Source organism: Thermomonas sp. S9, from assembly GCF_024704365.1.
Lineage (GTDB): Bacteria > Pseudomonadota > Gammaproteobacteria > Xanthomonadales > Xanthomonadaceae > Thermomonas.
Genome location: NZ_JAJDFY010000001.1, coordinates 1 through 22,446 on the forward strand (window position 1 = coordinate 1; position 22,446 = coordinate 22,446).

At 70.5% G+C, this 22,446-nt stretch carries 33 protein-coding genes, 1 tRNA gene and 2 pseudogenes; 4 read left to right on the forward strand and 32 right to left on the reverse strand.

Annotation, left to right across the window (positions count from 1 at the left end; all coding sequences use genetic code 11):
• Positions 1-1,964 precede the first annotated feature (1,964 nt).
• From LJB71_RS00005 to LJB71_RS00020, 4 genes and pseudogenes are all read right to left on the reverse strand, one after another.
• The gene (locus LJB71_RS00005; protein WP_259302603.1) at positions 1,965-2,108 is read right to left on the reverse strand and encodes a hypothetical protein; all 144 of its coding nucleotides are present in this window, start codon (positions 2,106-2,108) and stop codon (positions 1,965-1,967) included.
• Complete coding sequence (locus tag LJB71_RS00010; protein ID WP_259302604.1) at positions 2,065-3,330, reverse strand: hypothetical protein; 1,266 nt, start codon at positions 3,328-3,330, stop codon at positions 2,065-2,067. The genes LJB71_RS00005 and LJB71_RS00010 overlap by 44 nt, the downstream gene beginning before the upstream one ends.
• Entirely contained in the window at positions 3,246-3,470 is a 225-nt protein-coding gene (locus LJB71_RS00015) for a phage protein Gp36 family protein (RefSeq protein WP_259302606.1), read from the reverse strand. The genes LJB71_RS00010 and LJB71_RS00015 overlap by 85 nt, the downstream gene beginning before the upstream one ends.
• Positions 3,471-3,909: 439 nt before the next feature.
• A pseudogene (locus tag LJB71_RS00020) lies at positions 3,910-4,614 on the reverse strand (Mu-like prophage major head subunit gpT family protein).
• 59 nt (positions 4,615-4,673) lie between these two features.
• Between LJB71_RS00020 and LJB71_RS00025 the strand changes: the two are divergent.
• On the forward strand, positions 4,674-4,916 hold the full coding sequence (locus LJB71_RS00025) for a hypothetical protein (RefSeq protein ID WP_259302607.1): 243 nt from the start codon (positions 4,674-4,676) through the stop codon (positions 4,914-4,916).
• 39 nt (positions 4,917-4,955) lie between these two features.
• Here LJB71_RS00025 and LJB71_RS00030 read toward each other — a convergent pair whose 3' ends face one another.
• The 3 genes and pseudogenes from LJB71_RS00030 to LJB71_RS00040 form a co-directional block, all read right to left on the reverse strand.
• The gene (locus LJB71_RS00030) at positions 4,956-5,087 is read right to left on the reverse strand and encodes a phage protease (protein ID WP_259302608.1); all 132 of its coding nucleotides are present in this window, start codon (positions 5,085-5,087) and stop codon (positions 4,956-4,958) included.
• Positions 5,088-5,542: 455 nt separating this feature from the next.
• Positions 5,543-5,875, reverse strand: a complete 333-nt coding sequence (locus LJB71_RS00035) for a phage protease (RefSeq protein ID WP_259304689.1) — start codon at positions 5,873-5,875, stop codon at positions 5,543-5,545.
• Positions 5,876-6,379: 504 nt separating this feature from the next.
• Positions 6,380-6,700, reverse strand: a pseudogene (locus LJB71_RS00040) (phage virion morphogenesis protein); the annotation flags it as partial.
• Positions 6,701-6,889: 189 nt separating this feature from the next.
• On the opposite strand from LJB71_RS00040, the gene LJB71_RS00045 reads away from it, so the two are divergent.
• Positions 6,890-6,966: transfer RNA gene (locus LJB71_RS00045), tRNA-OTHER, on the forward strand.
• A gap of 165 nt (positions 6,967-7,131) precedes the next feature.
• Here LJB71_RS00045 and LJB71_RS00050 read toward each other — a convergent pair.
• The 20 genes from LJB71_RS00050 to LJB71_RS00145 all read right to left on the reverse strand — a co-directional run bounded on the left by LJB71_RS00050 (position 7,132) and on the right by LJB71_RS00145 (position 16,907).
• Entirely contained in the window at positions 7,132-7,401 is a 270-nt protein-coding gene (locus LJB71_RS00050) for a hypothetical protein (protein WP_259302610.1), read from the reverse strand.
• A 560-nt stretch (positions 7,402-7,961) separates the two neighbouring features.
• Entirely contained in the window at positions 7,962-8,282 is a 321-nt protein-coding gene (locus tag LJB71_RS00055) for a hypothetical protein (RefSeq protein ID WP_259302611.1), read from the reverse strand.
• On the reverse strand, positions 8,266-8,463 hold the full coding sequence (locus LJB71_RS00060) for a hypothetical protein (protein WP_259302612.1): 198 nt from the start codon (positions 8,461-8,463) through the stop codon (positions 8,266-8,268). The genes LJB71_RS00055 and LJB71_RS00060 overlap by 17 nt, the downstream gene beginning before the upstream one ends.
• Positions 8,463-10,061, reverse strand: a complete 1,599-nt coding sequence (locus tag LJB71_RS00065) for a DUF935 domain-containing protein (protein WP_259302613.1) — start codon at positions 10,059-10,061, stop codon at positions 8,463-8,465. The genes LJB71_RS00060 and LJB71_RS00065 overlap by 1 nt, the downstream gene beginning before the upstream one ends.
• Positions 10,055-10,705: a hypothetical protein gene (locus tag LJB71_RS00070; protein WP_259302615.1), complete on the reverse strand. Its 651-nt coding sequence runs from the start codon at positions 10,703-10,705 to the stop codon at positions 10,055-10,057. The genes LJB71_RS00065 and LJB71_RS00070 overlap by 7 nt, the downstream gene beginning before the upstream one ends.
• A gap of 428 nt (positions 10,706-11,133) precedes the next feature.
• Positions 11,134-11,403, reverse strand: a complete 270-nt coding sequence (locus LJB71_RS00075; protein ID WP_259302616.1) for a hypothetical protein — start codon at positions 11,401-11,403, stop codon at positions 11,134-11,136.
• Between the two features lie 100 nt (positions 11,404-11,503).
• Positions 11,504-11,737 carry a hypothetical protein gene (locus LJB71_RS00080; RefSeq protein ID WP_259302617.1) on the reverse strand — a complete coding sequence of 78 codons (234 nt, stop codon included), beginning with the start codon at positions 11,735-11,737 and terminating at the stop codon, positions 11,504-11,506.
• A gap of 25 nt (positions 11,738-11,762) precedes the next feature.
• A complete protein-coding gene (locus LJB71_RS00085; protein WP_259302618.1) occupies positions 11,763-12,161 on the reverse strand; it encodes a DNA adenine methylase in 399 nt (132 codons plus the stop codon).
• Positions 12,151-12,330, reverse strand: a complete 180-nt coding sequence (locus LJB71_RS00090) for a DUF3486 family protein (RefSeq protein WP_259302619.1) — start codon at positions 12,328-12,330, stop codon at positions 12,151-12,153. Before LJB71_RS00090 ends, LJB71_RS00085 begins: the two co-directional genes overlap by 11 nt.
• Positions 12,246-13,007, reverse strand: a complete 762-nt coding sequence (locus LJB71_RS00095; protein WP_259302620.1) for a DUF3486 family protein — start codon at positions 13,005-13,007, stop codon at positions 12,246-12,248. The genes LJB71_RS00090 and LJB71_RS00095 overlap by 85 nt, the downstream gene beginning before the upstream one ends.
• Positions 13,004-13,294, reverse strand: coding sequence for a hypothetical protein (locus LJB71_RS00100; RefSeq protein ID WP_259302621.1), 291 nt, complete (start codon positions 13,292-13,294; stop codon positions 13,004-13,006). The genes LJB71_RS00095 and LJB71_RS00100 overlap by 4 nt, the downstream gene beginning before the upstream one ends.
• Positions 13,284-13,748, reverse strand: coding sequence for a hypothetical protein (locus LJB71_RS00105; protein ID WP_259302622.1), 465 nt, complete (start codon positions 13,746-13,748; stop codon positions 13,284-13,286). The genes LJB71_RS00100 and LJB71_RS00105 overlap by 11 nt, the downstream gene beginning before the upstream one ends.
• A 94-nt stretch (positions 13,749-13,842) precedes the next feature.
• Positions 13,843-14,343: a lysozyme gene (locus tag LJB71_RS00110; protein WP_259302623.1), complete on the reverse strand. Its 501-nt coding sequence runs from the start codon at positions 14,341-14,343 to the stop codon at positions 13,843-13,845.
• Positions 14,344-14,463: 120 nt separating this feature from the next.
• The gene (locus LJB71_RS00115) at positions 14,464-14,829 is read right to left on the reverse strand and encodes a helix-turn-helix domain-containing protein (RefSeq protein WP_259302624.1); all 366 of its coding nucleotides are present in this window, start codon (positions 14,827-14,829) and stop codon (positions 14,464-14,466) included.
• Positions 14,826-15,251, reverse strand: coding sequence for a regulatory protein GemA (locus LJB71_RS00120; protein WP_259302627.1), 426 nt, complete (start codon positions 15,249-15,251; stop codon positions 14,826-14,828). Before LJB71_RS00120 ends, LJB71_RS00115 begins: the two co-directional genes overlap by 4 nt.
• On the reverse strand, positions 15,235-15,675 hold the full coding sequence (locus tag LJB71_RS00125; RefSeq protein WP_259302628.1) for a hypothetical protein: 441 nt from the start codon (positions 15,673-15,675) through the stop codon (positions 15,235-15,237). Before LJB71_RS00125 ends, LJB71_RS00120 begins: the two co-directional genes overlap by 17 nt.
• Positions 15,647-15,889, reverse strand: a complete 243-nt coding sequence (locus LJB71_RS00130) for a DUF551 domain-containing protein (protein WP_259302629.1) — start codon at positions 15,887-15,889, stop codon at positions 15,647-15,649. Before LJB71_RS00130 ends, LJB71_RS00125 begins: the two co-directional genes overlap by 29 nt.
• Positions 15,886-16,443: a host-nuclease inhibitor Gam family protein gene (locus LJB71_RS00135; protein ID WP_259302630.1), complete on the reverse strand. Its 558-nt coding sequence runs from the start codon at positions 16,441-16,443 to the stop codon at positions 15,886-15,888. The genes LJB71_RS00130 and LJB71_RS00135 overlap by 4 nt, the downstream gene beginning before the upstream one ends.
• Positions 16,427-16,729, reverse strand: a complete 303-nt coding sequence (locus LJB71_RS00140) for a hypothetical protein (protein ID WP_259302632.1) — start codon at positions 16,727-16,729, stop codon at positions 16,427-16,429. Before LJB71_RS00140 ends, LJB71_RS00135 begins: the two co-directional genes overlap by 17 nt.
• Positions 16,710-16,907: a hypothetical protein gene (locus tag LJB71_RS00145; RefSeq protein ID WP_259302633.1), complete on the reverse strand. Its 198-nt coding sequence runs from the start codon at positions 16,905-16,907 to the stop codon at positions 16,710-16,712. Before LJB71_RS00145 ends, LJB71_RS00140 begins: the two co-directional genes overlap by 20 nt.
• Here LJB71_RS00145 and LJB71_RS00150 point away from each other — a divergent pair.
• On the forward strand, positions 16,894-17,472 hold the full coding sequence (locus LJB71_RS00150) for a hypothetical protein (protein ID WP_259302635.1): 579 nt from the start codon (positions 16,894-16,896) through the stop codon (positions 17,470-17,472). The genes LJB71_RS00145 and LJB71_RS00150 overlap by 14 nt on opposite strands.
• Here the strand turns inward: LJB71_RS00150 and LJB71_RS00155 are convergent.
• From LJB71_RS00155 to LJB71_RS00170, 4 genes are all read right to left on the reverse strand, one after another.
• Positions 17,424-17,861, reverse strand: coding sequence for a helix-turn-helix domain-containing protein (locus tag LJB71_RS00155; RefSeq protein ID WP_259302636.1), 438 nt, complete (start codon positions 17,859-17,861; stop codon positions 17,424-17,426). The two genes, LJB71_RS00150 and LJB71_RS00155, sit on opposite strands and share 49 nt — an antisense overlap.
• 81 nt (positions 17,862-17,942) lie before the next feature.
• Positions 17,943-19,592: a transposase domain-containing protein gene (locus LJB71_RS00160; RefSeq protein ID WP_259302637.1), complete on the reverse strand. Its 1,650-nt coding sequence runs from the start codon at positions 19,590-19,592 to the stop codon at positions 17,943-17,945.
• Positions 19,593-19,645: 53 nt separating this feature from the next.
• On the reverse strand, positions 19,646-19,885 hold the full coding sequence (locus tag LJB71_RS00165) for a hypothetical protein (RefSeq protein WP_259302638.1): 240 nt from the start codon (positions 19,883-19,885) through the stop codon (positions 19,646-19,648).
• Positions 19,886-19,912: 27 nt separating this feature from the next.
• The gene (locus LJB71_RS00170) at positions 19,913-20,086 is read right to left on the reverse strand and encodes a hypothetical protein (RefSeq protein WP_259302639.1); all 174 of its coding nucleotides are present in this window, start codon (positions 20,084-20,086) and stop codon (positions 19,913-19,915) included.
• A gap of 409 nt (positions 20,087-20,495) precedes the next feature.
• Between LJB71_RS00170 and LJB71_RS00175 the strand changes: the two genes are divergently transcribed.
• Positions 20,496-20,963, forward strand: a complete 468-nt coding sequence (locus LJB71_RS00175) for a helix-turn-helix transcriptional regulator (protein ID WP_259302640.1) — start codon at positions 20,496-20,498, stop codon at positions 20,961-20,963.
• Between the two features lie 280 nt (positions 20,964-21,243).
• Here LJB71_RS00175 and lpxC read toward each other — a convergent pair whose 3' ends face one another.
• Positions 21,244-22,161, reverse strand: a complete 918-nt coding sequence (gene lpxC, locus LJB71_RS00180) for a UDP-3-O-acyl-N-acetylglucosamine deacetylase (protein WP_114959828.1) — start codon at positions 22,159-22,161, stop codon at positions 21,244-21,246.
• Positions 22,162-22,446: the final 285 nt, after the last annotated feature.

Here is a 22,446-nt window from a genome sequence, read left to right on the forward strand (position 1 = left end):
TCGAAGCTGGCGCGGCAATGGTCACGCTCGATCGGCCGGAAGATCATGTCGGATCAGCGGGCGCAGGATGCGGCCGGCGAGCTTCCTTGGCGCTCCATCCGCCAGGCAGCCGCGCTGACTGTTTCGTCCGGCAGACCATCGCCCAGCGTGAGCGCCACCCACAGCAGTTGATCCATCGCGATGAGCAGGTGCTGGACGCGCGCCGCGTAAAGGGTGTGCTCATAGCGTCCGCAAGCCCGAAGATGTCCATCCGCCCGCGCCGGGCGTCAGCCCGAGCGCTGGCAGCATAGCCTCCACCATGGGGTGCGCGCGCTGATGGTCAGTGCGAACTCCCACCAGTCCTGCACGTCAGTGGCCTGCCGTGAGACGCCGCCTCCACCGCATCCCGCAGCCCAGCACGGTTCAGCGCCTGCCGGATCTGGCGCGGCGTGACGGCATCCGGCACCGGGACGGGCGCTGGCGGCAGCGGGTAGGCGAGCATGGTCCATTCCACGCCGGTCCAATTGGGGCTGTCCGTCCGGCCACGGGGCCGGTGGTGGGGCGATGGGCGTCTGGCGGCCCGCGATCGGCTGGTCGGACAGGAATCCATAATCATCGTAGCTGTACACGTTTCATCACGCCACCCGCATGTAATACGTACCTGGCGCTGCAGACAGCGCCGGCAGATACCTGTAGCCCGGCCGCGAGCGCGGCAGTCCAATCAGCGATGTGCCTGACGGCAGCTCAGACCATCGCCTCCTCCACGAGAGGCTGGTAGGCGACGGTGCCGCCCACCGACATCGGCAGTGACCATGTGATACCGCTGGCTCGCTGCTGGCGGTACGCCATGCTGACGCTAGTTTCACCCAGCGCCCGTCCGCATAGGTCAGCAGGGTCATGTACCCCAGCGTATGACTGCGCGCCGTCCAGGTGATGCCGTCGGGGCTGACACGCCACGTTTTGCCCCACCGCCATCAGCTCGCTCCCGACCAGGCGATGGCCTGCGGCGTCTGCGTCGTGCCGCTGCTACACTCGCCGTCCAGGTGATGCCATCGGGGCTGGTGATGAGCGTTCCTGCGCTGCCCACGGCCACGAACAGCCCCAGGCCCGCCACCCACACCACGCTGTTGAGCGTCTGCGTCGTGCCGCTGCTGCGCGCCGTCCAGGTGATGCCATCGGGGCTGGTGATGAGCGTTCCTGCGCGCCCACGGCCACGAACAGCCCACGCGCCGACGACCACGTCACGCTTGTAGAGCGCTGTGTCGTGCCGCTGCTGCGCGCCGTCCAGGTGATGCCGTCGGCGCTGGTGACGAGCGTTCCATTGTTGCCCACCGCCACCAGCAGCGCACCTGACCATGCCGTGGCGCGTAGAGGTTATAGCTGGTCCCCGATGTGCGGGTCGTCCAGGTCACGACGTCCTGCGCTGCGTGCACGACGCCGACACCCCCGGTCGCCACATATAGCGCCCCTACCCCTTGATCACCGGAATAAATCGACGCCCCGCTGCGGGTAGTGAACACCGCGCCAAGGGGCGGATCGTTCACCCCGGTCAGCGCCGGAACTGCGCAAGGTCCAGATACTGGCCGGCCATCGGCGCCACCCCGATGGTAATGCAGACCCAGGATGGGCGATCACGCCGCCCACGGGCACGCCGACTCCGGTGGGCGCCGCCTGCTGCCGGGGCCGTACAGGCTGCCTGCCAGATCGTAGAGGGCCATGGGTCACCTCGATGCCGTCAGGGTCACCGCATAGCCGGGTCGGTGATACCTGCCGCACCCAGACATACCCAGGCCCCAGCAGCCCACGGCCTCCAGCTGCGCGGCGGGCAGCACGAACCCGCGCACGGACGGCGGCGTCGGCGCATCGGTGGTGGCTCACCGAGCCGCATACGATCCGCCGCCCTGCGCCAGGAACCCCGCATCGGTATCCGCCGCCACCTGCACCCAGCCGCTATCCGGCAGCGGGACGTTGAGCGTCGCCATCGCTTATCCCTGCATGATCAACCGGCCAAACTGGCCGAGCGGGCCTGCGGCATCCTTGCTCACATCCGCCAGCACCCGGCCGGAGAGCTCGAAGCGCTGAAGTTCATCCGAGATCAGCGACAGGTCCTTGGTCGGGTTGAGCGCCACGCGGTGAGAGATCGAGGACGACAGGCTTGTTGCCGTCCGCCGTGTTGATGCCGTCGAAGCGCGCCGCCCCGGCTGCGGCGACTTGAACATCGCCGTGCGCTTGGCCGCACCAAAGCTGTAATCGACCCTTGAACGGCTGGGTGAAGCCGGTGACGTTGAACTCGATCGCGCCCTGCGCGGCAGGCACCTTGTAGTCGGTGCCGGCCGCGAGGGTCGCCGGCGTACTCGCCGAATCCGTGACCAGTACCGCCGACACGAACTGATTGGCCAGCAGCCGCACCTCCGCCTGCCACGATGCCGGTCGGCGCGTCTCGTCGGTCACCGTGCCGGCGGTCACGCTGGAGGTCTGGCCGAAGAGCGAGAGCTCCAGGTTCTCGGTGGAAATCTCGCCGAGCGTGTGGGAAAACTCCCCGTCTTGCTCTTGATCAGCTGCAGTCGGTGAGCCGCTGGCCGGAGTGGGACTCGCCAGTGCTCGATGGTCTCCACGTTGAGCGAGACCCTTCAGATCCGGCACGTTGCCCACCCAGCGCAAGGCGAGCGGGTTGCCGTTGGTATCGCGGGCGGCGAGATAGACGCGCCCCTGTCCGAAAAGTAGCTCATGACTTACTCCTTGCGGTTGATGATGTGGATGGCCTCGAATGCCAGCGGGTGAGCAGCACGCCGGTGGCGTAGTCCGGCTTCGAGTGGAGCGGCTGCCATCAGCGGCTTGTGGCCTGGCGGCTGCCAGCGGTACAGGCGCGCCATGACCTCGGTCGCCAGATCGGAGGCCGCATCGCGCGCGGCCGAGCCGCCTGGCGTCGCCCACATGGCGCACGGCCACGATGACCAGCCAGCGGCTGGCCACGGCGATGGCGCCGGGCGATTTGTCGTCCTCGACGCGGTAGCCGTCGGCACCGACGAACAGGGCCGGAAGCGCCCGCCCTGCCACGGCCTCCATGGACAGCTCGGCGACCGATGACACGCCGCCCGGCACGTCCGGGATGGCGGCCAGGCGGTCGCGGATCAGGCGCTCGATGGCCAGCATCACCAGCCCTCCATGCCGTCGCGTCCGAAACACCGGCGCCGGCCCGCTCTTGGCGGCGGCGAGCGACAGCGCCGGCTGGCTCGCGGGCGGAAGAACGGCCGGCAGGCCCAGACTCACGATGCCCTTGGCGATCGCCTCCAGCAGCTTGCGCGCATCCTCGTAGCGCGGCGCACATCGTCGGAGGCGACGTCCTCCCATAGCCGGTAGCGCGCGACGTCGCAGGCAATGCGCGCGAGCGCTGCCGGCACGGTCGGCAGCGGCAGCTTGTAGCGGCTGGCGATATAGCCGTCGATCTCGGCCTGCGCGTCGTCGAGGCGCACGCTGGGCCACGGCGGCATCGACCACGCTTGAGCCGGTGCGGTCGGTGCGCTGGGCGACTCTCATCCTCTACCGTAGCGGGTGATGAGGTCGGGCGAGCGTGGCGTAGGCCATGCCTTAATCCTTGACCTCGGCCACGGCCAGCATCGGATCTGCGCGCAGCGCCTCGCCTGCCAGGGCTCGGCCTCGATGAGCTTCGAAACGCGGCCGAAGGGGCCGATTGGCGCGGTAGCGCGGCATATCGCCCAGCGCCGCCACGGTGCGCACCGCATCAGGCGCACGGTGGAGGCGGCGGGCTGGGCGGCGGTTTTATCGGCGCGGGCCATGAGTCACCCTTAGCCAGCCACGGCGAGACGATGACCTCGACCGCGCGGTGGTAATCTGGGTTGCTCTCGCCGCCGGTGATCTGCGCCTCGATGAGCGAGGCGCCTGCGCGCGCAGGGTGGACGGCACCACCCCCTAGATGCGTGGGCTTGACGCCCATCGGCGGCCGCCGTCGGCCTTGATGCCCATCATCGCGGCCATCGCGGCGTTGAAGTTGGCGGCATCGAGCGCGGCCTTGCTCTTGTAGGCCAGCTGCCAGAAGCCAAAGCCGGCGTTGCAGCGATAGCGGATGCCGTAGCCGTACTCGTCGCCGCGCATGAACACGCCCTCGTCCTGGGGAGCTGGTCATGGACGCGACTCCGGCGGTGGTGCGCTCCTGGAAGATCAGCGGCTCTTCAGCGCCCGGCTGGCGTCGAGCAGATACCAGGCAGGATCGGTGCCGGCTTGCAGGTTGGCAACCAGCGCCGCCGTGCCGGTGCCGTCCACGTTCGGATAGACCGGGTGGTCGGTGTCGAAGAAGTTCTGGCCATCGAAGCACAGCGTCGTCTCGCCGGCGGCCAGCAGGGCGAAGACCAGTTCATCGGCGTGTGCCTTCGCCGCGCGCCCCATCTCGGCGAACAGTGGCGTATAGACGCCGACGTTGTCATCCTCGATGTCGGTGCGCTTGACCGCGACGGTGCCCTCGTAGAGACTTGTTCTGCACCTGGTAGGCGCTGGGAGGCCATGTCCTTGCCCAGCCGCGGTCGCCCACCCATTCGCGCAGCTTCGGGAACTGGGTTGAGCCAGCCGTAGGTGTTCGAGGTGTTTGAAGACGGAACGCGGGTTGCGATCTTCTCCCAATCGGTGGGGGTCGCGGCCAGCGCGTCCTGAAGGCTTTCGAGAAGCCGGTGCGCAGACTGATGATCAGCGCGGGGGTGATGATGACCATGCCTGTTTCTCCTTTGCGGTGGATTTCCGAGATGGGCGCAGCCTGCGCCGGTGATGCGGTAGCGGTCGCCGTCGCGGCGCACGAGCCCCTGCTCGGCCAGGGTGGCGAGCAGGAAGTCCACATGCGCGGCCAGGATCGGCCAGCGCGCGGCGCGGATGAAGCCGCCCACCTCCTGCTGGCTGGCGGCCATGCGCTCGACGTGAGGCCGCTCTAGAATCAGGCGGCGGCCTGCGTCGTTGTCGCGTTATGAATTTCACGCACGGGCGATCTCCTGCTTGTGCGCGGCGAACTCGGCCTCGCTCATGCCGAGCAGCTGGCAGGCGATGCGATCCTCCTCGGTGAGCCAGGGTGACCGTGCTCGCAGCCGAGGCGACGGAATGCGCATCCTTGTCCGGCGGCGACGATCACCGGCGCGGCCTTGGCGAGGCGGCGAAGCCCTGCGGGTCGCGGCTGGCGTAGGCGATGGCTTTCAGTCTTTCCAGTGCCGGGGGCGAGCTTGCCCGCGCTCATGGCGGCGTGCTCACTGCGGCCTCGGCCTTCTCCGCGGCGACATCCATCTGGAGCTTCGAAAGCTCCTCGGCCACCCTTTGTGCTGGCTCATGGGCACCCACTGCGCCCGGTCCGGCGCGGCCGGCTGCGCGGACTGCGCCGCCTGCGCGGCGGCCTCGGCGGCAGTGAGGCGGTCGACCAGCTTCTGCAGCTCGGCGGCCACCTCGTCGGCGTGGTCGCCGTGACCGGCAGGTTGAGCATGTAGATCAGGCGTTCCAGCAGTTCATCCACGGCACGAGCCTGCAGTTGGGCGCGCGGCGGCCGCGCGCAGGTGCAGGTTGGGGGTATGGGTCAGGCCGGCGCCGACCAGCTCGACGATGGCGCCGTCCTGGCGATGCATGAACACCGGCGGAGGTAGCGGTACTGCGCGCGGCCAGCAGGGCGGCGCGCTGCGGCGTCCAGGTGACGCGCGCCCACAGGCCGTCCTCCGCGCATGTCCAGCGCCGTGATCCAGCCCGCGGCCGGCACCGGGCCGGCCTTGTCGGTGGCCGTCAGGCTCTGGTGCTCGTAGTCGATCGGCAGGTCGGCGCCGTGGCGGGCGAAGGCCTCCAGCACGGCGGCGGCGTCGAGGGTGTAGGGGCCGCGGCCGTCGCGGCCGAGAAAACACCCCCGCCGGGATGAGATGCACCCACTCCGGCGGGGACTTCCCCACCCTGGAGATCAGGGTCTGCATGCAGCGATGGCCAGCACGTCCCGCGCCAGCAGACGGGCAGGGGATCGGGACGGACGTGGGACGGCGTGGCCATGCGCCCAGAATCCGGTGCCGCCGCGACCTGCAACAGGCCGACCCGGGTCGGCCCGCAAAGACAAAGGCCGCAGGCGCGGCCTTTGAAGGGGCGCCAACGGGGGTTGCGGTCAGGCCACGTGCGCCATGGGCAACGGCCGGCCATGGCGCCACCCCGTGACCGCGTTTGAAGTGCGTTTAAACGGGCGCTGGCGCGTTTTAGTCGATCCGGGTGGTACGTTGGTAGCGGCGGCGCATGAAATGCGCGCACAGCGCGTTCTACGCGGTTGGCGGTCAGGCGTCGGCCAGAATGCCCGGACGGCCTCCAGCACCAGCGCGCGCGCCTGCTCGTCCATCCGGCCAGCCTCGGTGATAGGCAGATAGCGCCGCGCCGGGTTTGCGTCTCAGCCGCCGGAAAGGTGCTCGCCGATGATCTCCAGGATGGCGCGCTTGTCATCCTCGCCCAGGGTGCGCGCCTCGGGGTCGGCCATGAGCAGGCCACGCCTTGGCATCTTCTTCGTACCGTACTCGTGGAAGACGGCATAGCGCAGGCCGAAGCCTACCTCGGCGACGTCGCGCCCGGCGCGGCTCGTTGCGCTGTCCAGCAGGTCGCCGGTCTGGTAGAGGATGCCGCCGCGCCCCTTTTTTCTGGCCAGCGTCACGGGCGACAGGGGCTGCCACGGGCGGCCCGCCGGGTCGCGCTCGGTCTCGAAGCGGTTGAGCGCCCGTGCCTCGAGCCCAGGCGATCTCCCGCATCGCGGGCGTCAGGTCGGAGACGCGCTGCTGGAGGCGCTCGGGCGCCTGGCGCACCTCGCGGTCGTCGATGTCGATCCTGATCATGGCGCCTCCATCATGCCAGCCAGACGGCGCGCTTTGACGCGCGGGGCGGGTAGGCTATACTGAGCCGTGGTGGTGGTGCGTTGCGCCCTGACAGGTAACGGGACCGCGCCAGCGGAGAATGTGTGGGTTCGAGTCCCACCGCGCATCACCAGCCCCCACAACACGCGCAGCTCCCCGGCCTTCAGGCGCCGGTTGAGCACATCCACCGATTGCAGGTAGGCCGACTTGGCCGCATTGGTCACGCGCTTGGGGCGGCCTGTCACGAAATCCACCTCCACCGCTAACTGCGGCGTGCGTGCATCCGCGCCGGGCAGCGTCACAATGGCTTGCCGCTCTTGAGATCGAGCACGAGCGCCACGGCCTGCCGCCACAGGCTGGGCAGTTCGCGCCATTGCGCATCGGCGAGCGCGTTGCCGTCGTCGCGATGACGGCCGGCCTTCGGTCCGTAGAGCAGGCCGGGGCGCACCATGACCTCGGCGCTTTGCGGTGCGATTCCGGCGGCCGCCAGATGCGCCAGATCGCGCGCGGAGATCACCCCGAGCCACCCCAGACGGTTGCGCTCCGTGCCGGCCAGCGCCGCATCCACCCAGGTTGCCAGTCGCGCTCGATGAGCGGCGCAAGGTCCTCGGCCATATGCGCCCGATGGCGGCGGCGTAGCCTGCCACCTTATCGCGCGCGGCATCGATCAGTCCCCGCCAGCGCAGGCTGGCGTCGCCCACGTTGTAGCCGAAGCCTGGGTCGATGGCCCAGGGAACGCGCCGGACTTCGCCGGTGCGCGGGTTGGTCCATTGCACATCCGGCTCCTGCGGCGCGGACTTCTTCAGATCGTCGCGCGCCTCATACTCCTCGCGCCGCATCGGCACCGCCACGCAGCGGCAGCGCCAGCCGCAGGGCGGGTAGTGCGTCCGCCACCACGGATCGTCCACCGGCAGCGTCACGCCGTGCCACGGGCGGTGGGACTGGCGCACGCGCTCGTCGGCGCGCGTGACATAGCGCAGATATGGGTGGCTCGCCTTGGCCGCCTGGATGCGCTCCCAGCGCCCGGCGGCGTGCGCCATGCGGGTGTTGACGTCGTAGATGAGTTGCAGGCGGCGGGGATTGAAGCGCGTCTTGCGCGCCTCGCCTTCTGGCCCGACGACGGTCTTCTCACCCCCACCATCCCGCCTGCTCGAGCAGCGCGCGCGCGTCGCGCATCCAGTCGCGGCGGGTCAGGTCGCCCGCCACCGAGCGGGCGAGCTGCTCATGGAGCGACTGCAACAGGTCGGCGCGCGCCAGGCGGCTCACCGTGAAGGCGCGCGCATGCTCGTCATGCCACAGCTCGTGCCAGTCGTAGGTGATGCGCACCGCGTCGCGCCCTTGCATGTAGCGCACCGCCTCCTCTGGCGGCAGCAGGAATGCGCGCGCGAACTCGTCCGGCGCAGCAGGCGCCATGATGGGCGCGTCAATCGGATCAGCGGCGATGCGCACGGGCATGCTTGCGCTCCCAGTCGTCGCGGCATTCGGCGCTGCACCATCTCAGGCTGGGCGCGAGCGGCTCGCCGCACCACAGGCATGCGCCGGTAGGCGCAGGGCCGGTGTGGCGACGCAGAGCGAGCAGGCTCGCCATCTCGCGTTCGATGCGCTCGGCGGCGATGTCGGCCTCGTCCATCACCACTCTCCCGCGCGGCTTGCAGGCCATGCACACCGGCCAGCCGCGCCGCGAACTGCGCGCGTCAGCCGCTCGGCCAGTGCGTCGATATTCATCTCGGGCAGATGCTGCGCCAGGATGTCGATGAGCTCGGCGGCGCTTGCTCCGCGCGCAGCCGCCTCATCGAGCAGCGCTTGCAGGCTGTCGGCGGCCGGCGCAAGTTGCGCCTCCCAGTCCGCGAGCGCTTCGCCCGCCAGCTCGTCCAGCGCGTCCGGCGCGCCGTCGGCACTGTGTTTCGTCGCCTCGAATGCGGACACGGCCATTGGCGAGCCCGAAGTTGCGGCGCGGTTCGCCATTCGGTTCGCCAATGGTTCGCCAGTCGGGTTTAACCCGGTTTGACCGGATTGAGCCGGAACGAGCACCGCCTCGCCCGCCGCCGCCGCCGGGATGCCGAACTTCTCCGCACCCACCACTGCGGCACCGGCAGCCCGGCCTGGGTGAGCTTGACGACCTGATCGGCCAGCGCCGCCATGTCCTCCGGCTCGTCCACGCGCAGGGTGAGGGATGGGCAGCGGCGCGTCCTCGCCAACGTTAAGCCGCACGATGGGCGCGATCAGGTCGCGGGTGAGCGTGGCGGCCATGGCCCGCGCATCCGCCCGCAGGATGTCGGCGCGCACCTCGGCGTGCACCCTGGCCTGGGCCAGGCTCGATCCATCGTCGGTGGTCATGGTCTGGCCGAGCACGGCCTTGCTGACCTGACGGTCGAGGTAGTCGATCAGCGTGTGGTAGAGGTCGGCGCTGGCGGACTTGCTGCCGCTCTCGATGAGTTCCAGCGCCATCTCCTGCGGGATCACGGCGGCGGCATCACTGCCGAGGCTGAAGGCCGCCTGTTTGAGCACGGCCACGTCGTCGGGGCTGGCGCCCTGGTGGTATTTGCCCACCCGGATGGGCTGGCCGAACAGCTCGCAGAACCGGGCCCAATCGCGCATTGCATACGATTTGAACACCCAGGCCCACAGCGCGCTGCGCGCCACCCCGCCCAGCAGCGGAATGCCGGCGGAAAGCGGCGGGGCATGGACGATCATGCGGTAGGGCGGGATCCCGGCCCCTTCCGCGCTGCCATCCACCAGGCGCAACAGCCGCCCGGTATCGCGGTCGAAGGCGAACCAGTGCGCCTCGCGCGGCACGATCTCGCGCGGGTACCACACGCCGCCAGCGGTCTCCCAGATGATCTCGGCCACGGCATAGCCCTTGGCCACCGCGTCCATGAGGTGCGCGATGATCCGGCTGTAGTCGCCATCTCGCAGCACATCCTGCACCAGATCTGCGGCGCGCTTGGCCTTGGCCGAGTCGTCCCAGGGCTGGATGTCCACCGGCAGGCCCGCCACCGCCAGCGCGCGGGTCTGCAGCACGGCGCGGTAGTGCAAGTCTTTTTCGCGGATGTCGTCGGCGGCGATCAGGAAGTCATGCGCATCGCCCATCGCCGCCCGGCGCAGCACGTCTGCCACCATGGCCGGGGTCATGCTGGCCAGCGGCCGCCATTGCCAGACAGAGCGCAGCCCCGTCTGCGACGGGCGGGCGATTTCGCCGGTCAAATCCTGTTTTCTCACGGTCACCATCCGGCCCACTCCTGGGCGCGTCCGCGCCCGTCAAGATCATCGAATCGCGGCGCGAAGCTCCTGCGCGCCACGCTCTCATACCGATACACCGGCACGCCTTCGCCGGCGGCGGCCACGGCCAGCGCCAGCGCCCAGAAGCGGTCGGCATGGCCCCGTCCGTCGCGCTCGGCCATGAGCTTGGGCACCCCGCCCGCGCCCGGCTCCATGCGCACGGCGCGCAGGTCGTCGATCAATGCATCACGTGCATTGCCATGCACATCAGGCATGAGCAGCCGCCTGGCCTGCATCCGGTCTTTGAGCGCCACGGCCATGTCCAGCTTGGAAGCCTGCGTGAAGATCACACCGGAAACGCGGTATTGCCCATGCCGCCGCTGCGCCTCCTGCACCGGCATCTCGCCCATGCCGGTCTGGTCGATGGCCACCCGCGCCACGCGGTATTGCCGCATCACGGCGTCCAGGCGCGCCAGCTGCGCGGCGAAGCTCTCCCCGCGCATGACCTGCATCTCGCGCAGGGCGAGCACCCCGCCGCCCACGTCCTCGAGCACGGCGATCACGGAGAGGTCGCCCCGCGCGGCGATGTCCATGCCCACATACACCGGCCGCCCGTCGTAGGGCGGCAGGGGGCGGCGCTTCCAGGGTGGCAAGGATCTCCTCGTAGGTGAGCCACTCGCGCCCGGCGGTATCCAGGAAGGTGCACTCGTATTCCTGCGCCCAGGTGTCCGGGTCGCGGGCGGCCTTTTTCAGCTCGTCGATGTTGCGCGGCAGGCCGTCGGCCACCGCGTCATGGATGGTCACGATGTGGCGGGAAAACAGCCCGTCGTCTGCCGTCATGATCTCGTGGAACATGTCGCCCACGCCGTTGGTGTGGAAATCACCCGCAGCTTGAGGTCGGGTCGGCTCACCACCGGCACCAGCGCGCCACAGCGCGCGGTTGTCCTTGTGGTGGGCGAATTCGTCGAGGATCAGGTTGTCGCTCATGCCGCGCGCCGTCTCGGGCCGGGCGGCAATCGCCCGGATGTAGCTGCCGCCCGGCAGGCGCACGCTGGCGGCCTGTTCCTCGGCGCCCATGTCCTCAGCCTCGATCATCTTGTAGGCCGCACCAATCGCCCGCATGTGCAGCGCCGCGCCGTTGCGGATGGCATCCAGCGCCCGATCGCGCGAGATGGACAGGATCGTCCAGCGGGCAATACGGCCCTCGGCCTCGGCCGCCGAGCACGTCCAGCACCGCCTCCAGGGTGGTGGTGAAGGTCTTGCCGGTCTGGCGGCTCCAGCACGCCGCCTTCCAGCGGCTTTTGTCCGCGAGATAGCGGCGCTGGTAGGGGTAGAGGATGGGGGCGGTCATGGCGTGATGATCAGCTCCACGTATTCGCGCCGCGCCGCCTGGTTGATGGCGCGCACACGGCGCACCTCCTCGATGCGGCAGTCGGCATACAGATCGCGGATCAGCGGGTGATCGCCATAAGTTGCGATCCATCCCCCTTGACGGCGCGCAGCCGCTCGCGCAGGGCGCGGTGGTCGACCTCCGCAAACGCATGGTCGTAGATCGACTGGTCGCCATCGGCATAGGGCGGGTCGCAGAAAAACGTCGTCTCCGGGACGTCGTAGAGGTCGAACACGCGCTGCCACGGCAGATGCTCGATGGTCACACCAGACAGACGGCGGGCCACCGCCCGCATCTGCTCGATGAGCGTGCCGACCGGTTTAATGCCAGTCGCGCGGCCGACAAAGAACCCTTTGCCAGCCCCCCTGAAACCCGGAATGTCGCACCATGATCCAGCGCGCGGCGCGCTGGATGTCCGTCTCGCCCGGATGTTCGTGCAACCACCGCAGCCTCTCTGTGCGGTGCACGAGCATCATCCCCAGCTCATCGGCCAGCGCGTCCGGGTGGTATTTAACGCAGCGCATGACGTTGGCCAGGCCGCCGTCGATGTCGTTCCACACCTCGACCTTGCTCTTGGGCTTTGCCAGCAGCACCGCGCCCATGCCGCCAAAGGGCTCCACGTAACACACGTGCGGCGGCAGACGCTCGATGATCCGCCGCGCCAGCCAGCGCTTGCCGCCTGCGTATTTCAAAAACGGCACGACGCGATCACCCCCCATACAACCACTCCCGGATCGTCTTGAACGTCTCGGCATCGAGCCGCTTGCCCGATTTCTGCGCGACGCGCTCCACCTCGTCGAGCCTCAACCGCACCTCGTCGGCCCATTTCTTCTGGCCGATGGATGCGCGGCTCGCCTCGGCGATCGCCCGCGCCGCGAGCGAGAGCACCTTGACCTGCTCGGCAGGGTCGGATTCCTCCGACGCCTCGGCCACCGGCTCATGGCGTCGAACAGCGCCGACTGCACCATGCGCAGCACGGCGGCCGAGTGCTCGTCGGCCTCGTCCGGGCTGGACTGGGCGATCAGCCGCGCCGCCTCGGTGCTGGCCTTGATGCGCAGCATCACGGCCTGCACGCGCCGGTCGTAGCGGTGCAGGCTGCTCTTGCCGATCTCGTAGCCCTGTTCCTTGAGCCAGGCGGCCAGCGCCTCGTAGCCGCCGTGGCTACGGTCGGCCAGCAGCCGTTCCAGCTGCGCCTTGAGGCCTTGCGGGAGCCTGTCCACCTTGCTGCGCCGGGCCATCTCACCACCTCGGCGGGCGCGCCAGCCCGCCGGGGCGTCGGCGCGGTAGTCGTACACGTCTTCGCCGTGGGCGGTCAGCCGCGCCGCCCACACCGGCGATTTGTCGCGCTCGATTTCTGCGAGGCTGTGGCTTGCAAGCCACCCCAGCTCCCTGCGTACAAGGTCGGAAGTGGCGTAGATGGGGATCTCATGCGCGCAGGACAGCAGCACCGTCTCCGTGGTGCCGTAGGGCCGCGCGTGCCACAGCGCGGTGAGCATGATCCAGCGCAGCGCCTCGCGCTCGGCGCGGGCGATGTCGATGGCGGCGTCGATGCGGCGTTCGGTCATTTGTTCCCCCCTCGGGCGAGCAGCTCGTACAGGCGGTCGAGCTTGGTGTTGATGGCGGTGAATTCGCGGATGGCGTCTTCGCGGCGCTGGTAGTGCAGCGGCAGTTCGGCCATCAGCCGCTCGAAGCGGTTTTCGAGGTCGTCGATGCGGGTCAGCCGCGCCTCGATGTCGGCAAGCAGCCGCCCGGCGAACCACTTGAGCAGCGCGAAGATGCCGCCCAGCAGCGCGCCGCCGATGGCCAGCATGGCCGGCCAGTTGATCGCGCCGATCAGCACATCACCTTCCATGCGCTCCCCCGTTCACTTGCTCGTCCCACTGGCGGATGGCGTCGATGCGGGCGCGGCACTGCTCGTAGAGCGCGGCGGCATCGAGCGCCCAGCCGGCGATGTCGGCATCGGTGCTGGCGCGCTCGCCGGGATCGGCGGCAGTGGCGGGGCCGGTTGCAGCAGGGCCGGCGGCAGGCGCGGGCACGGCGGCGAAGGCGGGCGCACGGTGGAGCACGCGGCGAGCATCGGCAGACAGGCACACGCGGCCAGTCGTAGCAGTGGCAAGGGCATGGCGCAGGTCCTCGGTGGTGGCAGCGGCACGGGTGAGCCGCTGCTGCAGGTCAGTGATGGCGGCGGCATCGGCCGCGCGGGCGCGGGCGATGGCCTCGGCGCGGACGCGCTCGGCGCCTGCCTGGGTGCGGGCCAGCTCCGTGCGCAGGCCGGCGAGCTGCCCGGCATCGCGCCAGCCGCGCACGGTCCAGCCGAGCAGGCCGCCGCCGATCCCGGCGGCGAGAACGGCGATCTCGGCATAGGTGGCCAGCGGCCAGGCGGGAGCAGGCGCGGCAGGCTCACGGTGCGGCCTCCTCGCCCAGGCACAGGCGCATCTCGGCGGCGCGGCGCGCCTCCAGCCCCGGCAGCCGGCGCCCGCCGGCATAGACCCAGCGCCCGATCTGGCGGCAGGCGCCGGCGTAGTCGGGCGGCGTCTGGTGCAGCAAACGCACGATGTTGCTGCTGCAAATGCGGTTTGCGCCCACGTTGTAGGCCAGGCTCACGTAGGCATCCCACTCGTGCTGGGCGAGCGGTACCGGGCCGATGCACTGCCGCAGCGCCGCCTCGGTGCGCCCGACATGCGCGCCCAGGGTGATCAGGGCGCGCACCGGCGGCAGGCGGTCGCCCAGCTGCACCGGAGTGGCGCCATCCGCATGCACGGTGGAGCCGAATCCAGCGGTGGGGATGCCCACCGGATCGCGATAGGCGGCCTCACGATAGCCCTCGTGTACCGCCACGCCGATCAGCGCGGCGGCGGACAGTGTGAGGAACGCCGGCAGCAGGCGTGGGCGGAGCGACATGCCGCAAGCGTGGTGCGCTGCGGCGCGCGGCAACAGGCCGACCCGGGTCGGGCACGCACGAAAAACCCCGGCGCATGGCCGGGGTGTCATCGTCTCATCCAGGCGCCCTGGGCGTCCTGGTCATGGCGCGTCTGGCGCGCCGCCGCTCAGCAGGCGCTGCACCTGGCGCACGTGCACATGCAGCGCCCGCGCGATCTGCGGCACCGACTGCCCGGCGGCGCGCAGGGCGTGGATGCGGGCGGCCAGCCGCTGGCGCATGAACTGCCGCCCCATCGGGATCACGATTCGGCAGCCGGCGTACAGCTGCACCAGGGTGCGTGCGGCCAGATCGCCAGCGGTCTCGGCCAGCTCGCGGCAGACCGCGCTGCGGTCGGGGTCGTACTGGCGCGGCAGATAGACGGACAGCCCGCCCATCTGCCGCACCAGCCGCTCCACCTGGTCGGCGCTGACCCCGGCGGCGAGCAGGTCCTCGATGACCTGGCTCATGCGGCACCGCCTGCCGGGCGCGGCCTGCGCTTGGCATCGTAGGCGAGCGCGGCGATCAGCGCCCGCAGCTGGCGCGGGGCGTGCCACTCCAGGCGCGCCGGGCTGAGCGCGCCGAACATCTTGCGGCTGATCCCCAGCGGATAGGCCGGATGCGGATAGCCGGCGGCGGCGCAGTCGCGCTCGATCCGCCACAGCAGGCGCGCGCGGTCGTCGGCGTGGCGCGGCGGCTGCGCCGGCTTGCCGGCCAGCCGGCGCAGCTCGGCCAGCACGTCGCGCAGCTGGCGGTCGGACATCGCCGCGCAGCTGGCATGCCCGCCGACCCGCTGCTGCAGGGCGCGGCGGGTGTCCTCGTCCAGGCCCAGCGCCTTGGCCTCGGCGTGGATGGCGGCCAGCAGGCGGCGGCGGTCAGGGCGCACTGGCATCGTCCCCCTCCTGCGCATCCGCGCGCCAGGTGTCCTCCAGCACGCGCGCGAGCGCGCGCGCCAGGCGGATGCGGCACGATGGACCGCCCGGCGACTGCTCCCAGCACTCATCCGGCAGGCTCAGCACGATGGCTACCTCTGCCAGCAGCTGCTGTACGCGCGCGGCGTCGTCCATATCCGCGAGGCCGCGCTCCATTTTCCCGATCACGTTCATGCCCCTCCCGTTCCACCCAGTACCACCAGGTATCCCCTGCCGCTGGCAGGCGATGCGCAGGCCGTTGGCGCGCAGCTCGGCGACGATGCTGTTCACCGCGCAGACGTTGGCCTCGCGCACGATGTCCAGCGTGGTGCGCGGGCGGCCGTCGGCCAGCAGCCGCGCCACCCGCTGCAGCCGCTCACTCGCGGCGATCCGCGCCGCATGCATGGCGCACCTCCTCGGGCGGCTCCGGCACCGGCATCCAGTGCGTGACCCGCCCGCTGATCTCGTCGTCACCTCCGCTGTAGCACCAGCGGCCCGGCTCGGTGTGCCGGCGCCAGGCCATCCAGACGCACGTGCCAAGGTCGTCCTCGACCACCACCAGCACGTCGTCCAGCGGTGTCGGCTCGGTGGCGCTCACGGTGTGCCAGATGCCGTTCATGCCGCGGCCTCCTCGCTCAGGTCGGCCAGCAGCCGCTCCAGCATGCGGTCCAGTTCACCCGCCACGTCCTTGACCACCACCACGTCGCAGTCGTCCTCGATGCGGATGCCCAGGCGCTTGAGGTCGCCGGCGGTGAGGTCGTAGACCGCCGGCTTGTGCACGGCCTCGCGCACGCGGATCAGCAGGGCGGCCTGCTCGGCGGGCAGCAGGCGGCGGATGCGCTCGATCACCTTGGCTTCATCGTCCCACTCGACCTTGCCGCGGCTCTTGGTCCAGCCGACGCGGATGCCGTGCACCAGGCGCGTGCGGGTGCGCCGCCACAGCTCGGCGGGGCTGGCCTCCACCGTCTGGCGCAGGTCGGTCTCCGCCTGCGCGCAGGCGGCCAGCGCATCGCGCAGCGCCGGCAGGTGCGCGCGCTTGATGGTCTCGATGTCCTGCTGGATGGCATTGGCCACGTCGCGCAGACGGTCGCGTGCGGCGCGCAGGGACGCGGCCTGCGCCTCCAGGGCCATGCTCTCGGCCAGCGGGGTCAGGGATTCAGCGGGGGCGCTCATGGTCGGGCTCCTGTGGTGTCGGGTAGGGGTAGGCGGGGAACAGCCGGCGGTGCATGTCGTGCAGCAGATCGAGGTAGCGCTCGCCCAGCCACGGCGACAGTTCGTCGTCGTCCTGGTCGGCGGGCATGGCGGTGCCGCACCAGCGGCGCAGGTGGCGCACGGCCAGCTGGCCGCGCGCGTGCGCCTCCAGCGGCTGCCAGGCGCCGGCGGCGATGGCGCGGCGGTAGTAGTCGGCCAGCCGTTCGGCGGCGGTCGGCGGGGTGAGGTCAGCGAGCCAGGCGTGCATGACGCGCCTCCTGTCGCAGTTCCATGAGGGCGCGCGCCGGGCTGACCTGGCGCAGCAGCGCCAGCGCGACCACCGCGCGGGCATGCGGGCGGCTGAGGCCGTGGCGGTCGGCGAACAGCTCGGCGGCGCGCAGGGTCACGAACAGGCGGGCGGGGTCGACGTGGATGGCCGCGTTCATGCCGCCCCCCGGTGAGGTCGGTCCAGGCGGCCTCGATGTGGGCAGTGCCGAGCACGCTGCCCTGACCGGCGGCCATCATCCGCGCCAGCCGCAGCACCTTGCCCACGCCGCGCAGGGCGCCGGCCTGGGCACCGATCTCCACCAGCCGGCGCACCGCGCCGGCATCCTCCACCCCGTGCGCCGCGGCCAGCCGCGCCACATCCTCGCGCGCCACCCGCTGCACCCGCAGGCGGCGGCCGATGCGGGAAAACAGCCGGTCCAGCCAGACCGCGCGGGTGCCGCCGGTCATCCGCGCGTAGATCAATTCGTTGCCCATCAGCGCCAGCCCGATGCCGGTGGCGTCGTGCAGCGCGCGCAGGGCGTCCAGCGCGGCCACGCCCAGGTGCTGCGCCTCGTCGATCACCAGCAGCCCCTCGCTGCCCTGCAGCCGGGCGATCAGCTCGCGCTGCATGCGCGCGCCGCCGCCGGGCAGCTCGCGGAAGCCCAGCGCCAGGCACACCTCCTCCAGCGCCGTCGTCACCCCGGCGGTGGCCGGGTCATGGTGGCGATCCAGACGTTCGGGTAGCGCCGCGCATACTCGCGCGCGGCGGTGGTCTTGCCCACGCCGGCGCCGCCATAGATCACCGCGATATCGCCGGCCATGTGCGCATAGGCCAGCGCGGCCAGGATGCGCTCTGCGGTGGGCGTGGCCACCCAGGCCGGCGCCGCCGGCATCGCCGGCATGGCCTGCTGCTGCGCCAGCCGCGCCAGCCACTGCGCCAGCCGCGTGACGAGCTTGCGCGGGTCGGCGGCGTAATGGCCGCCCAGCACCTGCGTCAGGCTGGAGGCGCTGATGCCCGCCTCGCGCGCCACCTGTGCCTGGGTCAGCCCGCGGCGCGCGATCTCCTCGCGCACCCGGACCAGCACCTCGGCCGGGTCCGCATCCACCTGCATCGCAATCACGTTGTCGTTCATGTACCCTTTCTCCTGGTTTGAGGGGCCTGCAAGGCCCGTTTGCACCGCCCGCCCCGTGGCTGCGGGGCGGGTGTTTTTTCGTCAGTCGATCGCCTTCAGTGGCCGCGGCCGTGCGGCCAGCGCCGCCAGCACCGCGCGGTCGGCGGCGGCCACGTACTCCGCCGTGTCCAGCGCCGCTGCCGCGGCCGCCCTGCGGCCACGCCGCGGCCCGTGCACCAGCTGCACGGCCGCCGGCGCCGGCGGCGCGCCAGGCGGGCTATCCGCCGCCGGCAGGCGGGCCACCTCTGCCAGCGCCTCCATCCGCACCGTGGCCGCGTGCAGGTCGCGCGCGGCGCGCTGGCGCGCTCGGTGGGCGCGGGCATGCTCGCGGGCGGTGTCGATGTCGTCGAAGCGCGCCGTGGTGCGCTCGGCGGCGCCGACGTAGGCGCCCTCCGGGGTGTAGACGTGCACCGGCTGGTCCAGCCGGTCGGGATCGAAGCGCACCACCACGTGCTGCCCGGCCAGGGCGCTGACCGCCTCGCCAAAATAGGCATTGCCGGCCAGCACCACATACCCCTCGCGGCGCACCTTCACGCCCTCGGCGGCCAGCAGCCACAGCCGGCGCTGCTCCGCGCTGGCGCGGCGGATCACGCTGGCGGCGTAGCTCTCATCGAACGTGGCATCGAAGCTGCGCCCGCGCGCGGTGGCGGTGCGACGGTCGGGGCGGGCGTTGTGCTCGGCGATGCCGGCGTCCACCAGCCGCACGAACTCGTCCCACGCCAGCGTCCGGCTGCCATAGTTGGCCGGCTTGGCCAGCGGGCTGTTGCCGGTATAGGCGCCGGCGGCGGCCGGGTGCCTGCTGATGCCCTCGCACAGGTCGCGGAAGGCGCGCTCGATCGGCTTGGCCTGCCCGTGGTAGGGCGTGGTCCAGTGCACCTGCACGCCCAGCTGCGGGAACAGCCCGAGCGGGTCTTCCTCGCGGATGCGGAAGCGGTAGCGCGTCCGGCTGCCGCCGGTCAGCAGCTGGATGCGAACTCGCGGCCGTTGTCCAGGTAGGCGTGCTCGGGAATGCCGTAGCGCTCCACCACATCCCCGAAGGTGGTCTGCACCAGATGGAGCGGAGAGCGTCTCCGCCACCCGCCAGGCCAGAATCTTGCCGCTGTAGATGTCCTGCCAGGCCACCAGCACCGGGCGCCCCACCGTGCCGCTGGGCAGCTGCACCCGCAGGTCGAACACGTGGCCGTCGGCATTGACCGCCTGCAGCGCGTGCAGATGGTCTTTGGTGCGGGTGATGTGCGGCAGCCGGCGCGCCAGCGCCTCTTTCCCCTCGCGCGCCAGCACCCGCACCTGCCACGGCAGCGCCTCGATCCGGCGCGCGATGGTGGCGTAGCTGGGCACCACCCAGCCGTGGTTCGGGGCCACCTCGCGCAGGCGGCGGTAGCAGGCCGCCAGCGCCGGCTGCTCCGGGCGCAGATAGTCGCTCTTGATGACCTCCCAGGCCTCCGGGCTCATCTCCGCCTCGTGGCCGCTGCCCTGATGCCGCGGCGTCAGCAGCGGCAGGTAGTCCGCCGGGTCTGCATGCGCCACCCCGGGGAAGCGGCCGGCGCCGTACCACCAGCGCCGCAGCGTGGCTTCCGGCAGGCCATGGCGCTCGGCCACCACGCGCAGCGCCTGCCGCGCCCGCGTCCCGCCGTCGATCAGACGGCGCACCGTCTGCACCGGCACCAGCCGGCGCCGGGCTTCGGCCTTCACCGTCTCCGGGCGGCCGTCGAACCAGCGCCACAGCGCCGCGCGGTCGGCCTCGCTCAGCGCGCGGCGCGCTCCACGCGCCCGGCGTACCCCGTCCGCTGCGTGGCCCAGCCCATCGCCATTGCCTCCGCCTCCCAGCGGGAGTGCAGCGGCGCCAGGGGCGTCGCGCCCAGCCGGACGGCGATCTCGCTCCACTGGACGTGGTAGCGCACCGGCGTCGCCGGCCGGCCGTTGCCCGTGCGCAGGATCGTGGCCACCAGCACCGGGCCGGCCAGGATGTGGGAGATGGCTTTCATGGGTGGACTCCTGGGTGAGGTGGAGGATCAGCCGGGCTTGCACGTCGGCGGGCAGGTCGGCCAGCCGGTACACCCGCCGCCGTCCGCCCCGGCAGGGAGGTCGGTGTGGGGCCAGTTCTCAGCGGCGGCCCTGCGCCGCACAGAACGCGCCGTCAGGCCGAGCGCGCGGCCGATGGCCTCGGCCTCAACCAGCTCGATCATTGAGCACCCCCTCCTTCAGACCGAGCAGGACGGCGATGTTGTGGGCCTGCCCCCAGCGCCCCTTTTTGCGCCCGCTGATGACCTCGTGGACGAGCCGCTCTGAGAACCCGTGTTCTTGGGCCCAGCCGCGGACGGTCATACCGCGCCGCTCGAGCTCGCGCCGCACATCAGCGCGACACGGCCTGGACTCGGTTGCCATTTCGGGACTACTCTGTGCCATACGGTGGCACCCTAGATGCAAATATGCATCCTGTCAATAGCCCTAGTTGCCTTTTTGCGACTTTTGCAACGTCCGACTTTCGGTTAGCTGGCTCAATGAGGATTCGCCTATGTTGTCATTGAATATCAATGAGTTAAGAAAAGTCGGACGCGGCGATCAGCGTCCGACTTATGCGTCCGACTTTCGGCCATGAAGTCGGACGCGGAACTTGGTCAGCGGCTCCGCGCATGGCGCCAAGCGCTTGGCCTCACGCAGGCACAGATGGCCGAGCGCCTTGGGTTGCACATTGGTGTCCTCAAGAAGTATGAGACCGGGCAGAACACGCCCGGAGGAGAGGCCCTCGCCGCCTACGCCCGCACGGGAGTCAACATGAACTGGCTGCTCACCGGCGAGGGCGAAATGTTCCCCCGCAAAGCGCCCGAGCCGCAGCCAGAAACATCGCAAGAACAGGCGTTTGCGGGCTTTCTGCCGCCCGACCACCCCCATGCCAGGCGCTGGGCCGCGCTGATCCAGCTGGTCGAGGAAGAGCCGGACGAAGCCCGCCGCGATGCCATCCTCGCCGAGCTGCTGACGCGCGCTCAGGAGGCGCTAGAGCTGTCCGAGCTGCGCCGGGCGGTGCACGCGCTGCGCGCCGCCTCGAAAGCCGCCCAGGGCTGATTTGCAGGCCGTTTGAATGGCCCTAGAACGCGGCGCCTGCTGCTGCGCGTGTCTCAAATCAGTTGCACAAATCGGCCCAAACCACGCAAAACCGATCCATCGGCGCTTCACTGATCTGAGACAGCTTGTCCATGTCAAACCATTGATCTTCCTGCAATTTCCCGCCTTATCCCGCGTCTTCCCATCTGTCTCAAATCAAGTGATCGCGCACAGTGATTTTGTTAAGGAATGCGTAGCAGCACCGAGGAAACCGTGACTGCGGTCACGGCAAGGGCCGCACTCAGGCGGCGCTGGCGACCAGCCCGTAGCCCAGCGTCGGGGCCGGCAGCGCCGGATCGGTGAAGCTCACCTCTTCCCAGGCCTCGGCATCGGCCAGCAGCGCGCGCACCAGCTGGTTGTTCAGCGCATGCCCGGACTTGTAGCCCTCATAGGCGCCGAGGATGGGGTGCCCGGCCAGATACAGATCGCCTACCGCATCGAGGATCTTGTGGCGCACGAACTCGTCCGCGTAGCGCAGGCCGTCCTCGTTCAGCACCCGGAAGTCGTCCAGCACGATGGCGTTGTCCATCGAGCCGCCCAGGCCCAGGTTGCGCTCGCGCATGTACTCGAGGTCGCGCATGAACCCGAAGGTGCGCGCGCGGCTGATCTCGCGGATGTAGTCGCCGGTGGAGAAGTCCAGGGTGGCGCGCGAGAGCGCCTCCGGGATGGCCGGATGGTCGAACTTGACCGTGAACTCCAAGCGGAAGCCATCGTACGGGGTGAAGCGCGCGAGTTTGTCGCCGTCGCGCACCTCCACCGGCTTGCGGATGCGGATGAAGCGCTTGGGCGCGTTCTGTTCGACGATCCCGGCCGATTCCAGCAGGAACACGAACGGGCCGGCCGAGCCGTCCATGATCGGGACTTCCGGCGCGGTCAGCTCCACGTAGGCGTTGTCGATGCCCAGCCCGGCCAGCGCCGACAGCAGGTGCTCGACCGTCTGCACCTTGGCGCCTGCGCAGCTCAGGCCCGTGCACAGGGTGGTCTCGGCCACCAGGGTGGCGCGCGCGGGGATTTCCACCACCGGCTGCAGATCGACCCGGCGGAACACGATCCCGGCATCCACCGGCGCCGGGCGCAGGGTCAGGAAGACTTTTTCGCCGCCATGCAGGCCCACGCCGGTGGCGCGGATGACGTTCTTGAGGGTGCGCTGGCGCAACATCGGCGCAATTTACCACGCAGCAGGCTGAACCTGAACGTAAACACTGCGTTGCGCGGATGATGCGGCAGCGGCCACGGCCGGCGCGTTCCCGGCACTGCGTGGAAAAGGCCGGCCAGCGCGAGGCTGGCCGACTGCAAGCCGGCCGGGGTGGCGCCCCCGGCGGGCGATCGGACACGGTACCGGCGCCCCGCGGGGCGCCGCGGCGGAATCAGTCCGCCTGCCGGCGCAGGGCGAGGGCTCGCGCCCGCGGGGCATTGCCCCGCGCGTGCCCGAGCGCCCGGCCAC

Coding starts and splice junctions, on each gene's coding strand:
- LJB71_RS00010 (WP_259302604.1), bottom strand. CDS start 3,330: ATGGGAGGACGTCGCCTCCGACGATGTGCGCCGCGCTACGAGGATGCG.
- LJB71_RS00015 (WP_259302606.1), bottom strand. CDS start 3,470: ATGCCGCCGTGGCCCAGCGTGCGCCTCGACGACGCGCAGGCCGAGATC.
- LJB71_RS00025 (WP_259302607.1), top strand. CDS start 4,674: ATGATCAGCGCGGGGGTGATGATGACCATGCCTGTTTCTCCTTTGCGG.
- LJB71_RS00030 (WP_259302608.1), bottom strand. CDS start 5,087: ATGCGCATTCCGTCGCCTCGGCTGCGAGCACGGTCACCCTGGCTCACC.
- LJB71_RS00060 (WP_259302612.1), bottom strand. CDS start 8,463: ATGGACGAGGCCGACATCGCCGCCGAGCGCATCGAACGCGAGATGGCG.
- LJB71_RS00065 (WP_259302613.1), bottom strand. CDS start 10,061: ATGGTGACCGTGAGAAAACAGGATTTGACCGGCGAAATCGCCCGCCCG.
- LJB71_RS00075 (WP_259302616.1), bottom strand. CDS start 11,403: ATGACCGCCCCCATCCTCTACCCCTACCAGCGCCGCTATCTCGCGGAC.
- LJB71_RS00080 (WP_259302617.1), bottom strand. CDS start 11,737: ATGCGGGCGGTGGCCCGCCGTCTGTCTGGTGTGACCATCGAGCATCTG.
- LJB71_RS00085 (WP_259302618.1), bottom strand. CDS start 12,161: ATGGGGGGTGATCGCGTCGTGCCGTTTTTGAAATACGCAGGCGGCAAG.
- LJB71_RS00095 (WP_259302620.1), bottom strand. CDS start 13,007: ATGACCGAACGCCGCATCGACGCCGCCATCGACATCGCCCGCGCCGAG.
- LJB71_RS00100 (WP_259302621.1), bottom strand. CDS start 13,294: ATGGAAGGTGATGTGCTGATCGGCGCGATCAACTGGCCGGCCATGCTG.
- LJB71_RS00110 (WP_259302623.1), bottom strand. CDS start 14,343: ATGTCGCTCCGCCCACGCCTGCTGCCGGCGTTCCTCACACTGTCCGCC.
- LJB71_RS00115 (WP_259302624.1), bottom strand. CDS start 14,829: ATGAGCCAGGTCATCGAGGACCTGCTCGCCGCCGGGGTCAGCGCCGAC.
- LJB71_RS00120 (WP_259302627.1), bottom strand. CDS start 15,251: ATGCCAGTGCGCCCTGACCGCCGCCGCCTGCTGGCCGCCATCCACGCC.
- LJB71_RS00125 (WP_259302628.1), bottom strand. CDS start 15,675: ATGCATGCGGCGCGGATCGCCGCGAGTGAGCGGCTGCAGCGGGTGGCG.
- LJB71_RS00130 (WP_259302629.1), bottom strand. CDS start 15,889: ATGAACGGCATCTGGCACACCGTGAGCGCCACCGAGCCGACACCGCTG.
- LJB71_RS00135 (WP_259302630.1), bottom strand. CDS start 16,443: ATGAGCGCCCCCGCTGAATCCCTGACCCCGCTGGCCGAGAGCATGGCC.
- LJB71_RS00140 (WP_259302632.1), bottom strand. CDS start 16,729: ATGCACGCCTGGCTCGCTGACCTCACCCCGCCGACCGCCGCCGAACGG.
- LJB71_RS00150 (WP_259302635.1), top strand. CDS start 16,894: ATGGCCGCGTTCATGCCGCCCCCCGGTGAGGTCGGTCCAGGCGGCCTC.
- LJB71_RS00145 (WP_259302633.1), bottom strand. CDS start 16,907: ATGAACGCGGCCATCCACGTCGACCCCGCCCGCCTGTTCGTGACCCTG.
- LJB71_RS00155 (WP_259302636.1), bottom strand. CDS start 17,861: ATGAACGACAACGTGATTGCGATGCAGGTGGATGCGGACCCGGCCGAG.
- LJB71_RS00165 (WP_259302638.1), bottom strand. CDS start 19,885: ATGAAAGCCATCTCCCACATCCTGGCCGGCCCGGTGCTGGTGGCCACG.
- LJB71_RS00170 (WP_259302639.1), bottom strand. CDS start 20,086: ATGATCGAGCTGGTTGAGGCCGAGGCCATCGGCCGCGCGCTCGGCCTG.
- LJB71_RS00175 (WP_259302640.1), top strand. CDS start 20,496: ATGAAGTCGGACGCGGAACTTGGTCAGCGGCTCCGCGCATGGCGCCAA.
- lpxC (WP_114959828.1), bottom strand. CDS start 22,161: ATGTTGCGCCAGCGCACCCTCAAGAACGTCATCCGCGCCACCGGCGTG.